Below are 21,445 nucleotides of genomic sequence, written 5' to 3' on the forward strand. Positions count from 1 at the left end.
TCAGCCCCACCGCTCGCTGACCTTGAAGAGCCGGTCGGCGACCAGGTAGATGGCGACCGTACCGCCGACGAGCAGCAGGCTCATGGCCGCGCCCACGTCGGCCCGGTTGGCGTTGTTGAGCTGGCCGTTGATGATCCCCGAGACGGTCATGTTGGACGGCCCACCCAGCAGCAGCGGGGTCACGTAGAAGCCCAGGCTCATCACGAAGACCAGGACGCCGGCGCTGATCATCGCCTGGCGGATCGCCGGCAGCACGACCGCGCCGAAGGTGAGCACCGGCCCGGCGCCGAAGACGGTGGCGGCGTTGAGCTGCTCGCGGTCGAGGCCGAGGATGGCGGCGAGGATGGGCAGTACGGCGAAGGGGAGCATCACCGCGATCATCGCCGGGTACAGCGCCCCGGTGGTCTGGTAGATGTCGATCGGCTCGGTGCGCAGGTGCGCCTTCTCCAGCAGCCAGTAGAGCGCGCCGGTCGGCAGCTCCAGGAGCATCCAGCCGATGGTCCGTACCATGATCGAAGTCCACAGGGAGATCAGCAGGCCCCCCATGAGCAGGGCCTTCAGCCACGCCGGCCCGATCGCGACGGCCAGCGCGTAGCAGGTGCCGATCAGCACCGTCGCCGCGGTGGCGACGGCCGCGAGCAGCAGCGTGCGCCCCACCGCGTCGACGAAGACGCTCATCCGGACCGACTCGGCGAAGGCGTTGCCCTCCCCGGACAGCGCCTGCCGCAGGAGCGCGGCGAGCGGTACGCCCAGCAGCAATGCGAAGAACGCGAGCGGCGGCCACAGCAGCCAACGCCGTTCGCCGGCGCCGTCCGGCGCACGGCCACGGCGCCCGGTGTCGGGAAGTGCCGCGGCGACGGCTTCCTCTACCGCCATCGGGACTCACTGCGCCGATCGGTCATCCTGTCCTCCCGCTCACCGAGGCCCTCATTGGATCCAGGCTATTGATCCGTGGATCCCAAAAGCGTCGCACGGAGGTTGCCGGTGTGTAAACAGATCACGTTCACCCCTGGTCAGAGCGGCGGGCGCCGGCCGGCGTGGCCCAGTGCCCGTTCGATCGCCGCGCCGAGCGAGAGCAGCCGCCGGTCACCTCGGTAGCGGCCGACGACCTGCAGCCCGACCGGCAGGCCCGCCGGCGTCCACCCGCCCGGCGTCACCAGCGCCGGGTGCCCGGTCGCCGTGATCCGGTTGGCCATCCGCTGCCAGCGGAAGTACCGGTCGTAGGCGACCCCGCCGACCGCCTCGACCCACTCCACCTCCACCGGCGGCGGCACCACCGGCGCGGCCGGCAGGACCAGCGCGTCGTGGTCGGCGAGCAGCCGGGCGGTGTCCCGAAACAGGTCGGTGCGCCGGGCGAGCGCCTCGGCCAGGTCGGCGGCCGTCGTGCGCCGCCCCTGCTCGACGTTGCGCAGGTAGTCCGGCCGGTAGCCGCCCGGGTCCGCGTCCACGTCGGACCGGCCGCCGGCGAAGAACTCGAACGTCTCGACGGTCTCCCACAGCCGGTCGGCGTGGGTGAAGTCCGGCTCCGCGTCGACCACGGTCGCGCCCGCGCGCACCAGGGCGGCACGGGCGGCCGCGTGCACCTGGCGTACCTCGGCGGAGACCTCCAGCCCGCCGGCGTCGGCGCTCCACGCCAGCCGTACCCGGGACAGGTCGACCGGCTCCAGGTCGGCGAGGGCGCCCGGATCCTCCACCCAGGACAGTGGCCAGCCCGGGTCGAGGCCGCTGATCGCGGAGAGCAGCAGCGCCGCGTCCGCGCAGTCGCGCCCCATCGGCCCGAGTACCGCGTGCGGGCTCCAGCCGTCGCCGCGCCGGCCGCTCGGCACCGTGCCCGGGGTGGGGCGCAGGCCGGCGACGTTGCAGAATGCCGCCGGGTACCGCAGGCTGCCGCCGGAGTCGGAGCCGTCGGCGATCGGCAGCATGCCGGCGGCCAAGGCGGCGGCCGCTCCCCCGCTGCTGCCGCCGGCATGCCGGGTCAGGTCCCAGGGCGTGACGGTGGTGCCGAACAGCGGGTTGAACGTCAGCGTCCCCAGGCCGTGCTCGGGGGTGTTGGTCTTGCCGATGATCAGCGCGCCGGCGGCGCGGAGCCGGGCGGCCAGCACGCTGTCCACTGTGGCCGGTGGGGCGCCGGCGTGGGCGGCCGAGCCGTGCGTGGTGGGAAAGCCGCGCACGTCCATCAGGTCCTTGACCGCGGTCGGCAGGCCGTGCAGCGGCCCGAGCGCGTCGCCGCGGGCGGCGGCCCGGTCTGCCTCGTCGGCCAGGCGCAGCGCCGCGCTCGCCGGCAGCGGCGAGACCACCGCCCGGATCCGGTCGTTGACCTCCTCGATCCGGTCGAGGTGGGCGCGCATGACCTCCCGGGCGGAGAGCTCACGCCGGCGGATCGCGGCGGCCAGGTCGCGGGCCGACCACCAGTACAGCGGCTCGGCGGTCACGCGCCCGCCTCGTACACCGTACGGCCGCCGACCACCGTGCGGCGCACCCGCAGGGTGAGCAGCTCGCCGGGGGCGATGTCGAGGGGGTCCCGGTCGAACGCGACCCAGTCCGCGTACCGGCCGGGTGCGAGCGTGCCGCGCCGGTCGCCGGCGAAGGACGCCACGGCCGCGGTCGCCGTGTACGCCGTCAGCGCCTCCGCCACCGTGATCGCCTCCCGTTCGTCGAGCGGCTCGGTGCGGCCGCGGACCCGGCGGGTGACCGCGGACCAGATCAGCTCGCGCGGGTCGAACGGGAAGAACGGACCGTCCGAGCCGAGCACGACCGCGACGCCGGCGTCGAGCCAGGAGCGCAGCGGGTTCATCGGCAGGGCGCTGGGCCCGAGCAGCTCCACCAGGCCGGCGCCGTTGCGCAGGACGATCGACGGCTGGGCGGCCAGCACGACGCCGAGCCGGGCGGCCAGCGCCATCGACTCGGGCTCGACCTCCAGGTATCCGTGGATGAGCTGCCACTGCCGCCCGGCGATGCCGTACCGGCGGTCGGCCGCGGCGAAACAGTCGAGCACCGCGGCGATCCCGGCGCCGCCGACCGCGTGCACGCCGACCGACCAGCCTTCGGCGGCGCAGTGGTCGACGAGCCGCTGGAACTCGGCGGTGGGGATCCGCTGGTACCCGGTGGACCCGCTGTGCGGCCAGGGGGTGCGGCGCAGCGCCTGGCCCCTCATCGCCTCGCCGTCGAAGTAGACCTTGATTCCGCCGACGCGCAGCAGGTCGTCGCCGAAGCCGGTGCGTGCGCCGATCCCGTTCAGCCGCTCGATCGCGCCATCGACGTCCGGGTGCGCGAGGTCGCCGACGTCCGGGTACGGCATCGCGACCACGCGCATGGTCAGCTCGCCGCGGGCCCGGCTCTCCTGGTACCCGCGCAGCTCGTCGGCGGTGGTCGCCGGGTCGATGATCCCGGTGAAGCCGAGCTGGTGCATCAGCGGCTGGACCAACCGCAGCGCGGCGGCCCGGTCGGCCAGGGTCGGCGGCTCCGGCCCCCAGCCCGGTTCGAAGCCCCGGTCCCGCATGGTCGCGATCACCAGGTCGAGGTCGTGCCGGCCGTACCCGAGGTCGTGAATGATCTTGAGGCCACCGCGCTGCATGTGCAGGTGGGTGTCGATGAGACCGGGCAGGATCGCCGCGTCGCCGAGATCCTCGACCGGCGTCCCGGGCGGTACGGCGGCGAGCACCTCGGCCCGGGACCCGACGGCGAGGATCCGGCCGGCTTCCACGGCCATCGCCTCGGCGAGCGGGCGGGCCGGGTCCATCGTGCGGATCCGCCCGGCGATCACGTGCGCGCTCATGACACGTACGCCGCGGCCGGCTGGCGCGGGTCGGCGGCCGCCTCCAGGAAGCCGGTGCCGGCGTTGCGGTAGATCGCCTCGACGGCCGCGGCGTCGCGGGTGAAGGGCGGCCAGGCGCGCACGTCGTGGCCCTTGGCGCGCAGCGCGTCGGCGGTGCCGGCCGGAAACCGGTCCTCCAGGAAGACCCGGGACGGCAGGTAGTCGAACGGGGCGAACGAGTTGGGGAAGCTCCACGTGGAGAAGCGGGGCGCGTTGACCGCCTCCTGCAGCGGCAGTCCGAAGTGGAAGGTGTTCAGGAAGACCTGGAGCATCGCCTGCACCTGCATGTCGCCGCCGGGGCAGCCGAACGGCAGCACCGACCCGTCGTCGCGGACCGCGATCGCCGGGTTGGGGGTCAGCCGGGGCCGCTTGCCGGGCGCGACGCCGGAGGGGTGGGCCGGGTCGGGCCGGGACTGCATGCCGCGCAGCGAGGGCACGAACCCGGTCCCGGGAATGACCGGGGAGGAGGAGGCGCCGTCCGACGGCGTCGCGGAGAACGCGTTGCCCCAGGCGTCGACGACGCAGACGTACGAGGTCGCGCCCTCGCCCACGACCGGCAGCTCGTCGTAGTCCTTCGGCTCGGGCAGCGGCTGCGGTACGCCGAAGACGAGGTCCGGCAGCCCGGGGTGGGCGCGCTCGGCGTCGATCCGGCCGGCCCGCGCCGCCGCGTGCGCGTCCGAGACGAGCCGGGCCACGTCGACGTCGACGAAGGCCGGGTCGCCGTAAAGGTGTTCGCGGTCGCTGAAGACTCCCTTGAGCGCCTCGACGACCAGGTGCACGTACGCCGGCGAGTTGTGCGCCAGCCCGTCCAGGCCGTACGCCTCCAGGGTCCGCAGGGCCTGGGCGAGCGCCGGCCCCTGCGACCAGGGACCGCAGGTCATGACCTCGAAGTCGCGCCAGCGCACGGTCACCACCGGCTCGTACCGGCAGCGGAAGCCGGCCAGGTCCGCGGCGGTCAGGTAGCCGCCGTGCTCCCGGTGGTAGGCCACGATCCGCTCGGCCAGCTCCCCATCGTAGAAGACCGCCCGCGCCGCCTCCAGCCCCGCCTCGCGGCTGCCGGCGCGGGCGGCCTCGGCGTCGGCCATGAGCTGGATGCTGCGGGCCAGGTCGGCCTGGACGAACCGCTCCCCCACCCGGGGCGGGCGGCCGCCGGGCAGGTAGATCGCCTCGTTCGCCGGCCAGTTGCGGTAGCCGCGCTGCCGCGCCGTGATCCCCTCGACCAGCAGCGGGTGCGCCGCGAAGCCGTCCCGGGCGAGCCGGATCGCGGCCGCGGCGACCCGGCCGAAGGTCATCGTGCCGTGGTCGCGCAGCGCGGTGATCCACGCGTCGGGAGCCGCCGGTACCACGGTGCGCAGCAGGCCGCTCGGGATGACGCCGCCGTGCTCGCGCAGGAACAGGTCGGCCGGGATCCCCGCCGGCCACACGCCGAGACCGTCGATGCTGACGGTGGTACCGTCCGCCAGCCGGATCATGATCGGCGCGACCCCGGCGAAGTTGACCTCGTCCGCGTGGAGCACGGCCAGAGCCATGCCGGCGCAGCAGCCCGCGTCGACCGCGTTTCCGCCCGCCTCCAGGATCGCCAGGGCCGCGGAGCTGGCCAGGTAGTGACCCGACGAGACCGCGTGCCGGGTGCCGAGGACGGTCGGGTTGGGGACGTGCCAGCTCACGGTGGGCTCCTTCGTGTCGGGCCGAACATCATCGCCCCCGCATCAGCTCGGTGGCGCGCAGCTGAAGGCCAGGACCCGGGCCGCGTCCGGCGGTGTCCGGTGGCGGACCTCGACAGCTCGACCGCCGCTCAGGCCCCTCGCCTCCCCGCACGTGGATCAACTATGTATCCACACTATAGAACTTTGTATCCAAGTTTTGTCCAGCCTCCATTCGCACCGGCTGGTAGGTAGCGAGGCGCCGGCGGTGAGTGCGCCCGGGCCGCCCTTGACAGCCCTGACCGGTCATCGACGAGGACGTAGAAGCGGTGGGGTCGTTCAGGATCGGGCGGGTGCGCCGCGCAGGAAGCGGCCGAAGAAGGCGGAGGTGAGCCGGATCATGATTTCCTGGCTCATCGTCACATCGGAACTGGGCCAGGGACAGGTGGTCATGATCGGCTTCAGGCTCCAGCACCGGGCCCAATCACACGGAACATACCGGTTCCTGTTCAACGCCATCTACCTCGGCGGCCAAGGCTAGAGCCAACCCCGGTGGCCGGCCGGCGGAAACGCCGGCCGGCCGTTGCCCTCCGCGTCCCCACCGGCCGCCTCGCCGACGGCACCAGCGGGTCCCGTCGTAGCTTCGGCCCCAACCCGCTCGACGGCGCCACATCGAGAGACTCTCAGCCGTCGTTGTCGCGGCCGGCGTCGAACGTGGTCATCCGCAAGGTCAGGGCGACGCGCGACTGGACTCCGAGTTTCGCGAAGGTACGGGAAATGTGGGCCTCGACCGTCTTTCGGCTGAGGTGGAGCCGCTCGGCGATCTGCTGGTTGGTCAGTCCGCCGGCCACGAGGTCAGCGATCTGCCGCTCCCGGCCGGTGAGCGCGGCGACCGGGTCGCCGTGCCGCCGGCCGCCCCGGGGTGCCAGGGCGGCCAGCCGTCGTTCGTCCCGGGCCAGCTCCGCCGAGAGCCAGGTGGCGCCGGCGGCCGCGTACAACGTCTTGGCTCGGCCGATCTCCACCTGGACCTGGCTGACCGCGCCGAGCCGGGCGTACAGCGCGGCGGCGCACTGCCGGGTCAGCGCTTCCTCGACGGGTGCGCCGGCGTCCGCGAAGTGGTGGGCGCCCTCCGCCGCGTGTGCCGCGGCCTCGCTGATGTTTTCGGAGAGCGACAGCACCTTCGCCCGCGCGCGGTGCGCGTGGCCGAGCTGGTGGGACAGGCCGGACCCGCGGGCCGCGGCGAGGGCTTCAGCGGCCAGTTGGTCCGCCCTGGACACAGCGCCGGTCGTGGCCGTGGCCGCAGCCTGCAGGGCGAGCCGATAGGGCGTGATCAGACTGTCGTGGCCGTCCTGTCCGGCCAGCTCCGCCAGGCCGCGTTCGGTGTGACCGGTGTCGGCGAAGACGTACCCCAGGTCGAGCCGGGCGAGCCCGGACCACCAGCCGGACCGGGGTCGGGCCGCGGCGGTGATCTGCTCGGCGAGTGCGAGCGCGGGCTCCCGTCCCTGGCGCCACAGCCGCGGCCGCAGCAGCAGGATGCTGGACATGGCCAGGGTCCGGCACTGTGGATCAGCCGGGACGCCTCCCGCGCCTCTTCGGCGGTGGTCGCCGCTTCCTGTAGCCGGACACCGTCCGGTCGTAACAAAGCGGCCACCGTCCATTCTCGACAATGCGGGCGACCGCTAGGCTTCACGTGGCGGGTTTCGCAGCGTGGGCGGACTTCAACCTTTGACGGCCTGTGCGATCTGTAGTGCGGCCCGGGCGGGGGTGAGGTGAGTGGTGTCGACGACCTCGGCCTCGCTGTGTAGCCACGTGCGGGCCGCCTCGGCGTAAGGCTCAAGGTACTTGAGGCGGAACGGTGAGGGGATGCGGTGTTCCGCCTCGATGCGCCTACGGAGGGTGTCTTGGTCGGCGTGGAGGACGAAGTGCCTGATCGGGATGGCATGCTGGGCGAGGCCGGTGCTGATCTCGCGCCAGTACCGCTCGACAAGGACCGTCATGGGCATCACCAGGGTGCCGCCGGTGTACTCGAGGACGCGGCGGGCGGTCTCGACGACGAGTTGCCGCCATGGCGGCAACTGTTGGAAGTTGTCCGTCTCGGGCAGGCCCGGCGTGATGTCCATGAGTGTCTCGCCGACCTTCTCGGCGTCGAACACCCGGGAGTCCGGGATCAATTGCCGCACGAGCGCACTGGTCGTTGTCTTGCCGGCGCCATGGGTGCCATTGATCCATACGATCACGGGATCCGATGCTAGCGCGGTGCGTGGTGGGGCGGCGGATGCCCGCCGCGCTACGTCGTGCGCACTCGACTGAGCCGGGCCCGGCCGAGCAGGCCGGTGGCTGTGTAGCGGATCAGCCGGTCGAGCAGGAACCACACCCCGTCCGGGCCGCCTTCCCGACCGGCGCGGTCGCACACGGTCGCCCAGCTCGTGACGGCCGACGGTACGGATCGAAGGTCATCGGGGGTCTGGCCCCACTGCGCCAGCCTGGTCGCCGTCGATGCGCTGTGCTCCGGCCACGAGGCGGGGTCCAGGCGGCGCTGGCGGTCGAACTGGAACCGGTGCTTGGATTTGAGGTCCTGGATCACCTGCCAGTACGGGCGCTGGCCGGCCCAGGCCAGGTGCGCCGCCGCGTCTGTCATGTTGGCGGCCGGGTTGGAGTAGCCGCCCATCCGGGCCAGCTCGACCGACTCCGAGGCGTAGAGGAGCCGCAACACGCCCGTGGCGTCCGGGTCGGCGCCGGGCGCGGTCTGCTCGAAGATCCGTCCCAGCAGCGCGGCGAGGTGCTCGATCGGCGGGCGCGGCAACGTGTCGTCGCTGGCGAACCGGCGTAGCGCCCGCACCGACGACTCGTACGCGGCTCGCCGCTGGTCCGGCCGCCCGGCCAGTGCCTCCAGGACCCGCCGATGCTTGGCGACCAGCCCGTCGAAGAGCGCGGCCCGCGTACCCGGCGCCTGGAGGTGCTGACGCGGGTCCAGGCCGCCGGGCAGGATGGACGGATGGGCCCGGGCGAGCCGGACCGATTCGTAGGCGTAGAAACACTCCACGCCGCCCCGCTCACCGTCCATTGTGGTCGGCCCCCGCGACACGCAGGACGTGTACCCGGCCGCGGCCGTTGCCGGCGATCAGCGTGCGCCCGTCAGGGGTGAGCACGCTCGCGGTCATCGGTGCCTCGTCGGTGAAGGCGGCCAGGCACCGGCGGGCGGGCAGGTCCCAGAGCCGGACCGCGCCGTCCCCGCAGGCCGACGAGGCCAGGCGGCCGTCCCGGGACGCCGAGATGCCGTGCACCCAGCCGCGATGCCCGGACCAGGTCCCCACGAGCTCGCCGGTGCGCAGATCCCAGGTGATCATCGCGGCCTCGGCTACGTCGGACGACGAGATCGCGTACCGGCCGTCGGCGGTGACGATGATCGAGTTGACCCAGTCACCATGGTCGGCGCGGACCCACCGCTCCCGCCCGCTGTGCAGGTCCCAACAGCGGACTGTGCCGTCCACCGAGGCCGACACGAGCGTGGCACCGTCTGGCGTGATCGCCACCCCGCGTACTCCGCTGCCGTGCCCGACCAGCACACGCACCGGTCGCTGGCGTGGTACGTCCCATACCCGCAGGGTGGCGTCCTCGGCGGCGGTGACCGCGAACCGGCCGTCAGCCGTCAGGGCGATCGCGTTGATCCATCCGTCGTGGGCGCGGAACCCGGCCCGCCACGACGGGTCGGCCAGCCGCCACAGCCGGACCATCCCGTCGCTGCCCACCGACGCGGCCAGGTCTCCGCCGCCGTCGACCGCCACCGACGTCGCCTTGCCGTCGTGCTCGCCCACCACCCCGGCGGGCCGGCCGGTACGCGTGTCCCACCGGCGGATCGTGCCGTCGTGCGCGGCCGACAGCACCTGCGCGCCGTCCGGCAGCGCGACCAGGCCGCCGATCCAGTCGGTGTGCCCCCGCCCGACCTCGGCGGGCTCAGCGGTGACGTCGCTGACCACGATGCGCCCGTCGTCGGTCCCGGCCAGACAGTCGTCCGCCGCCGTGAGCAGCACCGCGTTGACCCATGAGCCGCTGGCCCCGAGCAGGCGACTCGACTGCCCCGTGGCCGGGTGCCACAGCATCACCCGGTGGTCGCCGCCGCCGGAGGCGAGCCGCCGGCCGTCGGGGCTGAACGCGACGCACCCGACCCAGTCCTCGTGGCCGGTCAACACGCTCACCCCGGCGAGCCGGTCGAGGTCCCACAGCCGGACCGTCCGGTCGTCCGACGCCGTCGCGGCCAGGTCGCCGCGGGGCGCGACGGCCACCGCGTTGACGGTGCTGCGGTGCCCGGCCAGCACGCTGACTGCGGTGGCGGCACGCAGGTCCCAGACCCGGACGGTGGTGTCCGCGCCGGCCGTGACGGCGCGGTCGCCCTCGGACGTGACGGCCACGTCGTTGACCCAGCCGGCGTGCCCGGCGAGCGCCGCGGCCGGCCGCAGCGAGGACAGGGACCAGACCTTGACCAGCCCGTCCGAGCCCGCTGACACGCAGATGTCCGCGCCGGAGTGCGCCGCGACCGCGCGTACCTCCCAGTCGTGGGCGCGCGCGACCCGCCGCAGCTCGCGCCCGGCGGCGATGTCCCAGACGACGAGGCCGCCGTCGCGCAACCCGAGTACGCAGCACGAACTGCCGGGCACGGCGGCGACCGCGCAGACCGGGGCGCCCTGCGGGCTGAAGGTGTGGGTGTTCTCGCCGTCGCGCAGGTCCCAGATCCGCACCACCCCGCTGCCGGAGACCGACACCGCACCGGCGTCGCCATAGGCACACAGCGCGCTGATCGAGGCGTCGTCGGCCGCGAGGGTCCGCACGGTCGACACCAGCGACTGGGTGCGTGGGCACAGCCACACCTGACCGTCGGACCACCGCCGGGCCCGCGCCACCAGCCGGGCGACCCGCGGCGAGTCGACCTCGGCCAGCCGCCCCACCAGCTGCCCGGCCAGCTGCGACCGGTCCCGGGCGACGACCGCCTCGGCCAGCCGCAACGCCCGGCCGATCTGCCGGAGATCGGCCGCATCGTCCGGATCGAGGTCCAGCCGGTACGCCGACGGCAGCTCGAGGTCCAGCAGCGCCGCCCAGGGGCCGACCATCGCCACCTTGTCGGCCAGGAAGGCGAAATCGGTCAGCACCGACATCAGCCGCTGCGGTTGCGCTGACCGCGCCAACGTCCTGGGCAGGTGCAGCAGCGCGCCCCGGTCGATCTCCGCGGCCGTTTCACCGTCGGTCATCGCTCGGCGTAGCGCTGCTCGTACAGGCAGAGGGCGATCATGCCGTTGATCTCCGCAAGGTCGATCCGGGACGCGCTGACCACATCTGCCTGCCGGAGAAAGTCCGCGAAGCTCTCGTGATAGATCGCGTACCGGGTGGTGCCGTCGACCACCCCCGCGTGCAGGAACTGCCGCCAGTCGGCCAGCACCGCCTGCACCGCGACCGCGGGCTCCCGCAGGATCTTCGCGATCAGCGGTACCGAGATCGGCTCGGCGTACTCCAGCAACACGTACAGCACCTTGAGCTGGAGATCCACACCGGCTGCCCGCGCCATCCCCATCAGGTGCCAATGGGTGAGGTAGTAGCCCTGCAGCGTCTCCGGAATGGCATCGAGATCCTGCCCGGCGTAGCGGCCGTCCGCGATGTCCCGCGTGACGTGCCGCAGGTACATGAAGTTGCCGCCGCTGTTGTGCACCAGCCGCTCGACGTACCCGTCGACCGTCAGCCGACGCTGCTCGATCCACTGCCGTACCCCAGGGTTCCCCGCGGTACGGCGGACGTAGGCGGCGACGTCGTGGCGCACGTCGTCGGCGAACCGCGGGTCACCCAGGCTGAGCGTGTGCAGCGGGGAGTCCGTCCGCAGCGGCACCGTCGCCTCGCGCCGGGAGACCAGCAGGTGAACGCCGGCCGGCAGCTGCGCCGGCAGGTAGAGCACGTTCGAGGCCGCGCCCTGCGCACTCAGGTCGACCTCGTCCAGCGCGTCGACGACGATCGTCATCGGCAGCAGGGCATCGTGCTCGGCCAGCTCGTCGAGCAGCTCCGCGAGGACCTCGCCGCTGGACAGCGCCTGCTCTTCGAACGCCCGCGGCGGCGCCCCAAGCCGGTCCCGCAGCTGGACGATCATGCTGCGCAGAAACTGGTCAGCCCGGTTCGTCGCGTTGGCCCGCTGGTTGAAGTACGCCGGGCAGCCCGTCCGCCGCACGTACTCGGCCAGGATCGCGCTCTTGCCCGCGCCCGGATCCGCCCGGATCACCGCGTAACCGCTGCGGTGGCTCGACATCCACTCGTCGATCTCCCGGAAGACGTACTCGCGACCGACGAAGCCCTCGGTCTTGTCCGCGATCAGCGACCGGAACCGGGCCGGCACGGGCAACTCGCCGATCTGCTCGACCCGCCAACGCCCGATCAGCTCGTCGGTCATCGCCCGCACCTGCGCGACCTCCTCGGCCAGGCGCGCGACGTCTTCGTGTACCTCCAGCGCGGCCGCGTCGACCCGCGCGAGCAGCGCCGACAGTTGCGACTGGACCCCCACCGACCCGGCCGCCACGCGCTGGACGTCCCGGCCGGTCGCGACCGCCAGATCCACCATCAGCTGGCGGAACAGCCCATCGTCGTCGCTGACCTTCCGGGCGAAATGCGCCACCAGCGACGGCAGCAGCAGCTCGCGGGCGTGTGCCACCAGGTAGTCCGGAGCACCCCCCAACCACTCCTCCCGGCCAAGAAGCCGGTCGATCAGCAGGTCGCCAACCTCGCGTTCGGAGAACGTGCGCAGCACGCCCGGGTAGCCGCCGGCGAGCCCGAGCACCACCGGCGCGTCCGAGCCCGCCCGGTCGACACGCGCCTTGACCTGGTTCGCGTCGCGCTTCCAGGACTCTTCGGACCGGCACCTGCGCAGCACCGCCCGCAGCGCGTACAAATAGGACTCCACGAGCGCCCGCTCGACATCGGGCGCGCAGCGACGCGATCGTTTCCTGGCTTGCGAGAACGCGGCCTGCGCCGGCGGTCCCAGGAGGGCACCGCCCAACATGGTCAGAAGCTCAACTACCATGCCCCGCTCCCACCCCAAGACGGCGCCGCTCGAACGAGAACGTCAGCATACAGCGAGCCGTTGCACCGTCTGGCAGTCGCGCACCACGCCCGGTGGTGGACGGCTGAAACAGGGCGGGTCGCAGGCGAAGCGCAACGGAGCGTTCCCTGGAGCTGCTTTCCCCTTGGCCTCACCCTCCGCGGTTGGCGATCCCGCCCACTCGGCCCGCGCCGCCGGCGCGGTCACCGCACGGCAGCAGCGATGGGCCAACGGGGTCGTCGGGGTCGCTGCCGGTTTGGCTCGGGTCGGGGTCGCGGTAGTGGCCGGGCGATCGACGTCGTCGGCTGAGCCGGCCGCGTACCGGTTCGCAGGCGTCGCCGGCGACCAGGTACCGGCGGTACGCCCCGCCAGCTCGGCGATCCGCGCGTCGTCCCGTTCCACAATGGTCAGTTCGTAGCCGTTGCCGGTGAGCGCGTCGGCGATCTGGACGCCCAGCCGGCCGGCGCCGGCGACCAGCGCTCTCATCGCGACCACTCCTTCTCCAGCAGCGCGCGCATCCGGCGCGGTCCGGCCGCCGACACGACGAGGCTGACCCGGTCGCCGGGCTTCGCCGCCACGGCGGCGGTGGGGATGAACGACCGGCCCTCCCGGGTGACCTCGACGAGGCGGACCTCGGTGTCGACCTCCAGGTCGGTCAGCGGCCGCCCGGCGAACCAGGCCGGCAGCTCGGAGCGGACCAGCATCGTCTCCCCGTAGCCGAAGGTGAGCTCCGGGCTCAGGTGCCGCCGCACACCGTCTCGGGCAGCAGCTCACGACAGACCGCGTCAACGAGCCAGGTCCGGTAGCGTTCCGAGGCCCAACCCCGGTGGCGGCGCAGCAGTTGATGCATGTGCGGCGAGCACAAGGCGTACAGGATGTCCGCAGCGGCCATCGGGTCCAAACCCGCCCGCAAGGCGCCGCGCTGGTGCAGCGCCGCCGCGAACGTCCGCATGACCTCATGATGGGCCCGCGAACCGGCGTCCGCCGCCACCCGCATGTCCGGATCCGCTCCGGCCGCCTCCACACTCACCATGATCAGATCTCCAGCGCGGTCCAGCAGATCGACCACGTACCCGACCAGCCGCGTGACCGCCTCACGCGGATCGGCCGCGTGCCGCGCGGCGCCGATCTCGGGCCGGTCGGCGACCCGCACCGGCTGTTCATCCCCGACAGTCGCCACCGCGAGCGTGTGACCAAACAGGCCGGCCTTGGTCGGGAAAGCGTCGTATACCGTGCGCTCACCGACCCCCGCGGCAGCCGCGACCTGCCGCATCGTCGTAGCCACGAAACCCTGCCGGACGAACAACTCCTGGGCCGCCTCACGGATGCGTGCACGGGTAGCGGCCGCCGCGGCGGCGCGGGCCGGGGACCGGTACTGCCGCTTGACGGGGTCGGCCATGAGGAGCATCCTACAACCATTAACCGCAGTGCTACTGCGCCGAATTGTGGGGGGTCACGATGACACATCCGACGCTGGCCGGCATCCACCACATCAAGATCCCGGTCACCGACCTGGCCCGCTCGGTCAAGTGGTACAGCCACGTCCTCGGATTCCAACCCACCATCGAATTCCCCGACGCCGACGGCATCGTGCGCGGCATCGCCGGCGCCGCACCCGGCCTCGGCGACACACTCATCGCCTTCCGCGTCAACCCGCAAGCGGCCAACGGCTGCCGCGGCTTCGACCCGGTCAGCTTCGCCGTCAACGACCAAGCCGACATCCAAGCCTGGGCCACCCACCTGGACACCCTCGGCGTACACCACTCCCCGCTGATCGAGGCATCGATCGGCTGGCTACTGATCTTCGACGACCCGGACGGTCTGACCCTGCACCTGTACACCTGGGCCAAACACGGCAACGACCACTCCAGCCGCCCCGGCTACGGCCACCCCATCACCGCCACCACCACCTGACACCCCGAAACGCGACATCACACGCGGTACTGCCGGGCGTGGGCTGGCGGCTCGCGGCGGGTCATCGAGTGCAGCCCCTCCTGGCCGGCCTGGTCCGCCATGATCTGCCCCGCCTCTTGCGGGTTCTCAGACGGATACCGGCAGCGCACTCGAGCAGCAGCGAGGATCTGTGCCCCTCAAGCGGTGGTGAGGGCCTGGTACGGGTCGTTGAGCAGGCGGGTCCTGAGCAGGTGGATGCCGCCGTGTAGGGCGCGGGTGTCGCCGAGCTTGGAGACCAGCAGGGTGGTCTCCGGCCGGGCGGGCCGCAGGGTCTGGGTGGTGAACGCCTTGTAGGCGGCGGGCATGACCCATCGGCTCAGGTGGGCAAGGTAGCCGCCGATGATGATGCGGTCGGGGTCGAGCATGTTGGCGATGTTGGCGGCGCCGAGGCCGAGCCAGGTGCCGGCGTGTTCGAGGGCGGCGAGGGTGGCTTCGTCGCCGGTGTCGGCGGCGGCGGCGAGCGCGCTCTGGCCGGCGGCCTCGTAGCCGCGGATGCGTTCGAGCTCGGCGGCGGTGCCGGGGAGGGCTTCGCGCAGGACGGTACGCAGGCCGATGAGGGCGGACCAGCAACCCTGGCGGCCGCAGACGCAGGCGGGCCCGTCGGGGTCGAGGAGCATGTGGCCGAGCTCGGCGGCGTACCCGTGGCTGCCGCGGTAGATCTTGCCGGCAATGACGATGCCGGCGCCGATACCCAGGTCGCTGGAGATGCTGACGAGGTTTTCGGTGGTGGTGTTGCGCTGGTGGGCGGTCTCGGCGACCGCGGCGAGGTTGGCGTCGTGGTCGACGATGACCGGGATGGCGTCGGGCAGCTGGCTGGTGACGGCGGCGTGCAGGTCGAGGTTGTCCCAGTCGAGGCGGGGGGCGAACAGGATCCGCCCGGTGTGCGGGTCGACCGCGCCGTGGACGGCCAGCGCGATGCCGAGCAGCGGCTTGCCGGCCGCGACGGCGTGCTGGTGGGCGGCGTGGGCGTGGGCGATGACGAGGTCGAGCGGGGCCTGGTCGCTGGGGAGGCGGATCGGGTCCTGCCGGTGGGTGAGCGGGTTGCCGTTGAGGTCGGTGACGATCGACTCGATCGCGGAGCCGCGGATCTCGATGCAGGCGCCGGTGAAGTGGTGGCCGGCGAACCGCAGGGGTGGGCTGGGGCGCCCGACCCGGCCGGCGATGGCCGCGTCCTCTTCGAGGAGCCCGTACTGGATCAGCTGTGCGGCCAGGCCGCCGACGGCGGTCTTGGTCAGTCCGGTGGACTCGGCGATCCGCACCCGGGTGGCGGAGCCGGCCGCGTAGACGACCTTGAGGACCTGGGACAGGTTGTGCCGGCGCAGGTCGGTGTTTCCCACGCCGGTCGGCTGGGTGGCGTGGGAGAGCGGGTCGTGCACCTGCATACTCTACCGATCGTCCCGCTCGGCGAAGTGGCAAGCGGCGTGGTGGCGGGGGCCGACCGCGTCGAGCGCGGGGTCCCGCTCGGCGCAGACGGTCCGTTGCGGGTTGGCGGCGGGGCCGACCGGGCAGCGGTCGCGGAAGCGGCAGCCGCCGGTGGGTCGGGTGCCGCTGGCCGGCTTGAGCCCGGTGTCCTTGGTGAGGCCGGAGCCGGGCGCGGAGGCGAGCAGGGTTCGCGTGTAGGGGTGGGACGGGTTGGCGAAGATCGCCGAAGCGGGTCCACTTTCGACGATCCGGCCGGCGTACATGACGAGGATGTCGTCGCACATGTGCCGGGCCACGGCCAGGTCGTGGGTGATGAAGACGTAGCCGACGCCGGTACGGTCGCGCAGGTCGTCGAAGAGGTTGATGACCTGCGCCTGGACCGAGACGTCGAGGGCGGAGACGGGCTCGTCCGCGACGATGAGCTTGGGGCTGACCGCGAGGGCGCGGGCGATGCCGACGCGCTGGCGCTGCCCGCCGGAGAGCTGGTACGGGTAGGAGTCGGCGTACCGGGCGGGCAGGCCGACCTGGTCCAGCAGTTCCCGTACCGCGCCGGCGAGCTGTGACCGGCCGGCGAGGTGGTAGTTGCGCAGGGGCTCGGCGATGCTGTCGCCGACCGTCATGCGCGGGTTGAGCGAGGCGTACGGGTCCTGGAAGACCATCTGCACGGTACGGCGCAGCGCGGCGCGCTGGTGGCTGTCGGCGCCGCTCCACTCCCGTCCGGCGACGGTGAGCCGGCCGCTCGTGACCGGTTGCAGGCCGAGGATGGCCTTGGCGAGCGTGGACTTGCCGCACCCGGACTCGCCGACCAGGCCGACCGCGGTGCCCTGCCGCGCCTGGAAGGTGACCCCGTCGACGGCGGGTACCACCTCGGTCGACCAGGGCCAGCGGCGGCTGGTGTACCAGACGCGCACGTCCTCGACGGAGAGGATGACCTCGGTCTCCGGGCGGCCGGTCCGGCGTTCGCCGCCGGCGGGCGCGGCGATCTGGACCGGGGTGTCGGGGGCGACCCAGCAGGCGACGCTGTGGCCGGGGTCGGCGTCGACGCGTTCCAGCGGGGGCATTTCGCGGGTGCAGCGGTCCCGCACGTCGGGGCAGCGGTCGTGGAAGGGGCAGCCGGCCGGCCGGTTCCGCGGGTCGGGTGGCTGGCCGGGGATGGCCGGCAGCCGGTCGAGCAGCGGGGTGTTCAGGTGTGGTACCGAGCGGAGCAGCTCGCGGGTGTACGGGTGGCGCGGGCTCTTGAGCAGGGTGCCGGTGCCGGCCTGTTCGGCGATGCGCCCGGCGTACATGACCAGGACGCGGTCGCAGGTGTCCTCGACGACGCCGATGTCGTGGGTGATGAGCATGACGGCGGTCCCGAGCTCGTCGCGGAGGCGGACCAGGACGCGGAGGATCTCGGCCTGGATGGTGACGTCGAGGGCGGTGGTGGGCTCGTCGGCGATCAGCAGGGACGGGTTGTGGGCGACGGCCATCGCGATCATGACGCGTTGCCGCATGCCGCCGGAGAACTGGTGCGGGTAGTCGTCGATCCGCTGTTCGGCGTCGGGGATGCCGACGAGCTTGAGCAGTTCGAGGGCGCGGGTGGCGGCCTGGGCGCGGGTGGCCGCGTGCACGGTGAGCGACTCGCGTAGCTGCGCGCCGACGCGTTTGAGCGGGTGCAGGTAGGCCAGCGGGTCCTGGAAGACGATGCCGAGGTGCCGGCCGCGCAGCCGCCGCATGTCCTTTTCGGACTTGGTGAGCAGGTCTTCGCCGTGCAGCAGGATCTGGCCGGCGGTGACCCGGGCGGCGTCCGGGAGCATCCGCATGACGGCCAGTGAGGTCAGGGACTTGCCGGAGCCGGACTCGCCGACGACGCCGAGGATCTCGCCGGCGCCGATGTCGAAGTCGAGCTCGTGCAGGGCGGTCGCCGGGCCGGTGGGGAGGTCGAGCACGGCGGTGAGGCCGCGTACCCGCAGCACGGGTTCACCGTCGGGGGTGTTGTGCACGGTGGTGATCACTTCCTGAGGACGGCGGCGTTGAGGGCGTCGGCGAGCAGGGTGTAGCCGAGCACCAGCAGCACCACCACGGTGACCGGGACGAGGGCGTACTGCGGCTGGTCGAACAGGTACGGGGAGCCGTCCCTGATCATGCTGCCGAGGGAGGGCTGGGGTGGGACCACGCCGAGGCCCATGACGCTGAGGCCGCCTTCGATGGTGACGGCGGTGGCCATGGAGACGGCGGCGAGCGCGACCATCCCGTCGACCACGTTCGGCAGCACGTGCCGGCTGAGGATCTTGCGGCGTGGCGTGCCGATGACGACGGCGGCGGTGACGTACTCGCGGCCGAGCTGGCTGTTGACCGCGGAGTGCGCCTGCCGGCCGAAGGTGGGCAGCGTGGCGAGGACGACGGCGACGATGATGGCCCGCACGCCGGCGCCGGCGGCCAGCGCCAGCCCGACCCCCAGGATGATCACGGGTACGCCGAGCAGGACGTCGAAGAGCCGCTGGACGGCGGCGGCGAGCAGCCGGCTGAGCACGCCGACCAGGCCGAGCGCGGTGCCGAGCACGGCGGCGATGGGTACGGCGACGAGCGTGATGACCAGGTCGGTGCGGATACCGTGCAGGACCCGGGCCAGGATGTCCCGGCCGACCTCGTCGGTGCCGAGCGGGTGGCCGCCGCCGGGCGCGGTGAGCGCGGAGCCGCTCTGCTGCTCGGGGCCGTACGACAGCAGCAGCGGCCCGAGGACGCCGATCGCGACCATGAGCAGGACGAGGGTGAGCCCGAACCGGGCCTTGGCGGTGGTCAGCGCCTGGAGGTACCGGTTGCGCGGCGGCCGGTCCAGCGGCGGCGCGGTGGTGGTGGCCGGTGCGGTCATCGGGCCGCCCGCGCCTTCACCCGCGGGTCCACCCGGGCGATCACCATCTCGGAGACCATCTGGGCCAGGATCGCCGCGGCTACGGTCAGCAGCAGTACCGCCTGCGCGGTCGGGTAGTCGCGGGTGGTGACCGCGTCGACCAGCAGGCCGCCGATGCCGGCGCGGGCGAAGATGGCCTCCACGACGAGGGCGCCGCCGATGAGGTTTCCGAAGTTGATGCCGAGCTGGACGATGTAGAGGTTGAGGCTGGCCGGCAGCGCGTGCCGCCAGACGATCCGCCGCCGTGAGGCGCCCTTGGCGCGGGCAGTCAGCACGTACTCCTCCTGCAGGCTGCGCCGCATGTCGGTGGCGAGCAGCCGGGCCAGGACGGCCGCGTTCGGCAGGGCGAGGGCCAGGGCCGGAAGGACGAGGAACCGCAGGGCGCCGCCCGGATCCGCGGTGATGCTCGCCTCGCCGCCGCTGGGCAGCACCTGCCAGATCACCGCGAACGCGAAGATCAGGATGATGCTGCTGACGAACGGCGGCACGGAGAGCGCCAGCGTGGTCAGGTAGTCGACCGCGGCGCGCACGGCGCCGTTGCGGCCGGTGGCCAGGACCACCCCGGCGGCGGCGCTGAGGACGCCCATCAGCAGCATCGCGGCGATTACGAGCTGCAGGGTGCTGCCCAGCCGCTGGCCGATCAGGTCGGTGACCGGCTGGCCGAGCGTGTACGAGGTGCCGAGGTCCCCGCGCAGCGCGTCGCCGAGCCAGCCGCCGTACCGGGACAGGAACGGCGCGTCGAGGCCGAGGTTTGCCCGGACCGCGGCGATCTGCTCGGGCGTGGCGTCGGGGCCGGCGACGACCGTCGCCGGGTCCCCGGGCGCCAGCTGCAGCAGGCTGAACACGAGCAGGGACACCACGAGCAGGGTGGCCAGCACGCCGAGCAGCCGGCGGAGGTAGTACGCCATCAGGCCACCGTTGCGGCCGCGAGGTCCAGGTAGCCGTTGGTGTCCAGGCGCACCTGCCCCACCCCCGACTTGACCACGAGCGGGTTCTTGGTGCGTACCACGGTCAGGTGCCACGCCTCGTCGACCACGTACTTGGCCAGCGCCTGGTTCGCCTCCGCGGTGCCGGCCTCGGCGGCGGCGGCGAGCTGGGCGTACGCCGGGTCGGTGACGTTCGAGGCGTTCTTGCTCGGCCGGTACGGCAGCAGCGTGGCCGCCATGCTGGCCGGGCTGAGCGAGCCGGAGGAGACCCGGTTGATCCAGAGCCCGCCGGTGGTGCCGCTGCCCAGCGCCTTCGGCACCTGCGCGGCGTCCCAGGAGACGGGTTTGACGGTCAGGCCGATCTCGGTGAGGTTGAACTGCACGATGTCCCGGACCGCCACCAGGATCGGGTCGGTGGACAGCGCGGCGATGGTGACGGTGGCCCCGGCGCCGCCCGCCTCGGCCAGCAGCGTCTTGGCGCGCTGGACGTCGTAGCGGTACTGCTCGGACTGCTCGGCCAGGCCGGGAACGCTGGTGGGGAACGGGAAGTCGGTCGCCTCGGCGTACCCGGCGAAGACCTGCTGGGCGATCCGGTCCCGGTCCAGCGCCCAGGCGAGGGCCTGGCGGGCCCGCTTGTCGGTGAACGGTTTGACGGTCACGTCCACGCCCAGGTACGTCTCGGCGAACGGGTCGAAGACGTCGACCCGCAGGCTCTTGTCCGAGGCGACGGTCTGCACGTCCCGGGGGACCATCCGGTGGGCCACGTCGATCTGGCCGGAGCGCAGGGCGGCGAGCATCGCCTGGGACTGGCCGATCACCCGGAGCGTCACCTTGTCGACGGTCGGCTTGCCGGCCTGCCAGTACGCGGTGTTCTTGTCCAGCTCCACCGAGCTGCCCGGTGTCCACTTCGTCCAGACGTACGGCCCGGTGCCGACGACCTTCTTGCCGCTCTTGAGGTCCGCGAACGACGGCTCGTCGACGATCCGCGTCCACACCAGAGCGTCCAGAAAGGACTCGCCGACCGGCTTGTCGAAGGTGAACGTCACCCGGGTGTCGCCGTCGGCGCTCACGTTGGTGGCCAGCGCCAGCAGCGAGCCGGCCTGGGCGCCGGAGTCGGGAGCCTTGGCGGCCTGGACGCTGTAGACGACGTCCTTGGCGGTGAACTTGCGGCCGCCGTGGAAGGTGACGTCGTCGCGCAGGTCGAGGGTGAGGCTGCGCTGGTCGGCGCCGAAGCTCCACTTCGTCGCCAGCCACGGCACGTGCTTGCCCTGGGCGGCGTCGTAGTCCACCAGCCCTTCCAGCACCAGCCGGCCGACCGGCTCGTTGGCGCTCAGCACACCCAGCAGGTTGGCCGGGTTGACGTCGGTCGGGATGCCGACCCGCAGCGTCCTGGTGCCGCCGCTGGACGAGTCGCCGTCACCGCACGCGGCCAGCACGAGCGCCGAAGCCGCCAGACCCGCCGTGCCGCGCAGGAACCGGCGACGCCCCAAGCTCAAAGACGCGTATCTATGGACGTTGTCGTGCATATCGGGTGCCTCCAAAACAGGTGCAACGCGGGGCCGCGATGTTCGTGGGGTTGTCCGGTCCGGGAGAACCGTCGAGCGGGAAGGTCGGTCGGCCGCGGTGTGGGACCCGGCGCTTCGGCGGAGCGTACCCCCGGGCTCCCCATTCAGCAATGGCCTGATCAAAACCTGCAACACGAGGCCACACCGTGGTCATACGAGCCTT

Annotated in this window: 19 protein-coding genes; 2 read left to right on the top strand and 17 right to left on the bottom strand. The window is 72.7% G+C overall.

The window, feature by feature from the left end:
* The 4 genes from RB614_RS03935 to RB614_RS03950 form a co-directional block, all read right to left on the bottom strand.
* Nucleotides 1-876, bottom strand: a complete 876-nt coding sequence (locus RB614_RS03935; protein ID WP_308710941.1) for an ABC transporter permease — start codon at nt 874-876, stop codon at nt 1-3.
* Between the two features lie 137 nt (nt 877-1,013).
* Nucleotides 1,014-2,432: an amidase family protein gene (locus RB614_RS03940; RefSeq protein WP_308710942.1), complete on the bottom strand. Its 1,419-nt coding sequence runs from the start codon at nt 2,430-2,432 to the stop codon at nt 1,014-1,016.
* Nucleotides 2,429-3,775, bottom strand: coding sequence for an amidohydrolase (locus tag RB614_RS03945; RefSeq protein ID WP_308710943.1), 1,347 nt, complete (start codon nt 3,773-3,775; stop codon nt 2,429-2,431). Before RB614_RS03945 ends, RB614_RS03940 begins: the two co-directional genes overlap by 4 nt.
* Nucleotides 3,772-5,481, bottom strand: a complete 1,710-nt coding sequence (locus RB614_RS03950) for a gamma-glutamyltransferase family protein (protein ID WP_308710944.1) — start codon at nt 5,479-5,481, stop codon at nt 3,772-3,774. Before RB614_RS03950 ends, RB614_RS03945 begins: the two co-directional genes overlap by 4 nt.
* 364 nt (nt 5,482-5,845) lie before the next feature.
* On the opposite strand from RB614_RS03950, the gene RB614_RS03955 reads away from it, so the two are divergent.
* Complete coding sequence (locus tag RB614_RS03955) at nt 5,846-5,998, top strand: hypothetical protein (RefSeq protein WP_308710945.1); 153 nt, start codon at nt 5,846-5,848, stop codon at nt 5,996-5,998.
* A 142-nt stretch (nt 5,999-6,140) separates the two neighbouring features.
* Here the strand turns inward: RB614_RS03955 and RB614_RS03960 are convergent, their stop codons facing one another.
* From RB614_RS03960 to RB614_RS03995, 8 genes are all read right to left on the bottom strand, one after another.
* Entirely contained in the window at nt 6,141-7,001 is an 861-nt protein-coding gene (locus RB614_RS03960) for a LuxR C-terminal-related transcriptional regulator (RefSeq protein ID WP_308710946.1), read from the bottom strand.
* Between the two features lie 174 nt (nt 7,002-7,175).
* A complete protein-coding gene (locus RB614_RS03965) occupies nt 7,176-7,694 on the bottom strand; it encodes an AAA family ATPase (protein WP_308710947.1) in 519 nt (172 codons plus the stop codon).
* Between the two features lie 50 nt (nt 7,695-7,744).
* A complete protein-coding gene (locus tag RB614_RS03970; RefSeq protein ID WP_308710948.1) occupies nt 7,745-8,521 on the bottom strand; it encodes a hypothetical protein in 777 nt (258 codons plus the stop codon).
* Nucleotides 8,511-10,700, bottom strand: a complete 2,190-nt coding sequence (locus RB614_RS03975; RefSeq protein ID WP_308710949.1) for a WD40 repeat domain-containing protein — start codon at nt 10,698-10,700, stop codon at nt 8,511-8,513. The genes RB614_RS03970 and RB614_RS03975 overlap by 11 nt, the downstream gene beginning before the upstream one ends.
* The gene (locus RB614_RS03980; protein ID WP_308710950.1) at nt 10,697-12,508 is read right to left on the bottom strand and encodes a P-loop domain-containing protein; all 1,812 of its coding nucleotides are present in this window, start codon (nt 12,506-12,508) and stop codon (nt 10,697-10,699) included. The genes RB614_RS03975 and RB614_RS03980 overlap by 4 nt, the downstream gene beginning before the upstream one ends.
* Before the next feature lie 42 nt (nt 12,509-12,550).
* Nucleotides 12,551-13,012, bottom strand: coding sequence for a hypothetical protein (locus RB614_RS03985; protein ID WP_308710951.1), 462 nt, complete (start codon nt 13,010-13,012; stop codon nt 12,551-12,553).
* Entirely contained in the window at nt 13,009-13,278 is a 270-nt protein-coding gene (locus RB614_RS03990) for a hypothetical protein (protein ID WP_308710952.1), read from the bottom strand. Before RB614_RS03990 ends, RB614_RS03985 begins: the two co-directional genes overlap by 4 nt.
* The gene (locus tag RB614_RS03995; RefSeq protein ID WP_308710953.1) at nt 13,263-13,925 is read right to left on the bottom strand and encodes a TetR/AcrR family transcriptional regulator; all 663 of its coding nucleotides are present in this window, start codon (nt 13,923-13,925) and stop codon (nt 13,263-13,265) included. Before RB614_RS03995 ends, RB614_RS03990 begins: the two co-directional genes overlap by 16 nt.
* A 59-nt stretch (nt 13,926-13,984) precedes the next feature.
* On the opposite strand from RB614_RS03995, the gene RB614_RS04000 reads away from it, so the two are divergent.
* Complete coding sequence (locus tag RB614_RS04000) at nt 13,985-14,440, top strand: VOC family protein (RefSeq protein ID WP_308710954.1); 456 nt, start codon at nt 13,985-13,987, stop codon at nt 14,438-14,440.
* Between the two features lie 176 nt (nt 14,441-14,616).
* Here RB614_RS04000 and RB614_RS04005 read toward each other — a convergent pair whose 3' ends face one another.
* From RB614_RS04005 to RB614_RS04025, 5 genes are read right to left on the bottom strand one after another with little or no spacing between them, the layout of a single operon-like run.
* On the bottom strand, nt 14,617-15,855 hold the full coding sequence (locus RB614_RS04005) for an ROK family protein (protein ID WP_308710955.1): 1,239 nt from the start codon (nt 15,853-15,855) through the stop codon (nt 14,617-14,619).
* Nucleotides 15,856-15,864: 9 nt separating this feature from the next.
* Nucleotides 15,865-17,895, bottom strand: a complete 2,031-nt coding sequence (locus tag RB614_RS04010; RefSeq protein WP_308710956.1) for a dipeptide ABC transporter ATP-binding protein — start codon at nt 17,893-17,895, stop codon at nt 15,865-15,867.
* Complete coding sequence (locus RB614_RS04015; RefSeq protein ID WP_308710957.1) at nt 17,892-18,752, bottom strand: ABC transporter permease; 861 nt, start codon at nt 18,750-18,752, stop codon at nt 17,892-17,894. The genes RB614_RS04010 and RB614_RS04015 overlap by 4 nt, the downstream gene beginning before the upstream one ends.
* The gene (locus RB614_RS04020; RefSeq protein WP_308710958.1) at nt 18,749-19,699 is read right to left on the bottom strand and encodes an ABC transporter permease; all 951 of its coding nucleotides are present in this window, start codon (nt 19,697-19,699) and stop codon (nt 18,749-18,751) included. Before RB614_RS04020 ends, RB614_RS04015 begins: the two co-directional genes overlap by 4 nt.
* Complete coding sequence (locus RB614_RS04025) at nt 19,699-21,213, bottom strand: ABC transporter substrate-binding protein (protein ID WP_308710959.1); 1,515 nt, start codon at nt 21,211-21,213, stop codon at nt 19,699-19,701. The genes RB614_RS04020 and RB614_RS04025 overlap by 1 nt, the downstream gene beginning before the upstream one ends.
* Nucleotides 21,214-21,445 lie beyond the last annotated feature (232 nt).

This window comes from Phytohabitans maris (genome assembly GCF_031085175.1).
GTDB lineage: Bacteria > Actinomycetota > Actinomycetes > Mycobacteriales > Micromonosporaceae > Phytohabitans > Phytohabitans maris.

What these genes read in the sequence shown, in the direction of transcription:
- RB614_RS03985 (WP_308710951.1), bottom strand. Translation starts at nt 13,012, where the DNA reads ATGAGAGCGCTGGTCGCCGGCGCCGGCCGGCTGGGCGTCCAGATCGCC.
- RB614_RS03945 (WP_308710943.1), bottom strand. Translation starts at nt 3,775, where the DNA reads ATGAGCGCGCACGTGATCGCCGGGCGGATCCGCACGATGGACCCGGCC.
- RB614_RS03975 (WP_308710949.1), bottom strand. Translation starts at nt 10,700, where the DNA reads ATGACCGACGGTGAAACGGCCGCGGAGATCGACCGGGGCGCGCTGCTG.
- RB614_RS03995 (WP_308710953.1), bottom strand. Translation starts at nt 13,925, where the DNA reads ATGGCCGACCCCGTCAAGCGGCAGTACCGGTCCCCGGCCCGCGCCGCC.
- RB614_RS03960 (WP_308710946.1), bottom strand. Translation starts at nt 7,001, where the DNA reads ATGTCCAGCATCCTGCTGCTGCGGCCGCGGCTGTGGCGCCAGGGACGG.
- RB614_RS03935 (WP_308710941.1), bottom strand. Translation starts at nt 876, where the DNA reads ATGGCGGTAGAGGAAGCCGTCGCCGCGGCACTTCCCGACACCGGGCGC.
- RB614_RS03980 (WP_308710950.1), bottom strand. Translation starts at nt 12,508, where the DNA reads ATGGTAGTTGAGCTTCTGACCATGTTGGGCGGTGCCCTCCTGGGACCG.
- RB614_RS03970 (WP_308710948.1), bottom strand. Translation starts at nt 8,521, where the DNA reads ATGGACGGTGAGCGGGGCGGCGTGGAGTGTTTCTACGCCTACGAATCG.
- RB614_RS04020 (WP_308710958.1), bottom strand. Translation starts at nt 19,699, where the DNA reads ATGGCGTACTACCTCCGCCGGCTGCTCGGCGTGCTGGCCACCCTGCTC.
- RB614_RS04000 (WP_308710954.1), top strand. Translation starts at nt 13,985, where the DNA reads ATGACACATCCGACGCTGGCCGGCATCCACCACATCAAGATCCCGGTC.
- RB614_RS04015 (WP_308710957.1), bottom strand. Translation starts at nt 18,752, where the DNA reads ATGACCGCACCGGCCACCACCACCGCGCCGCCGCTGGACCGGCCGCCG.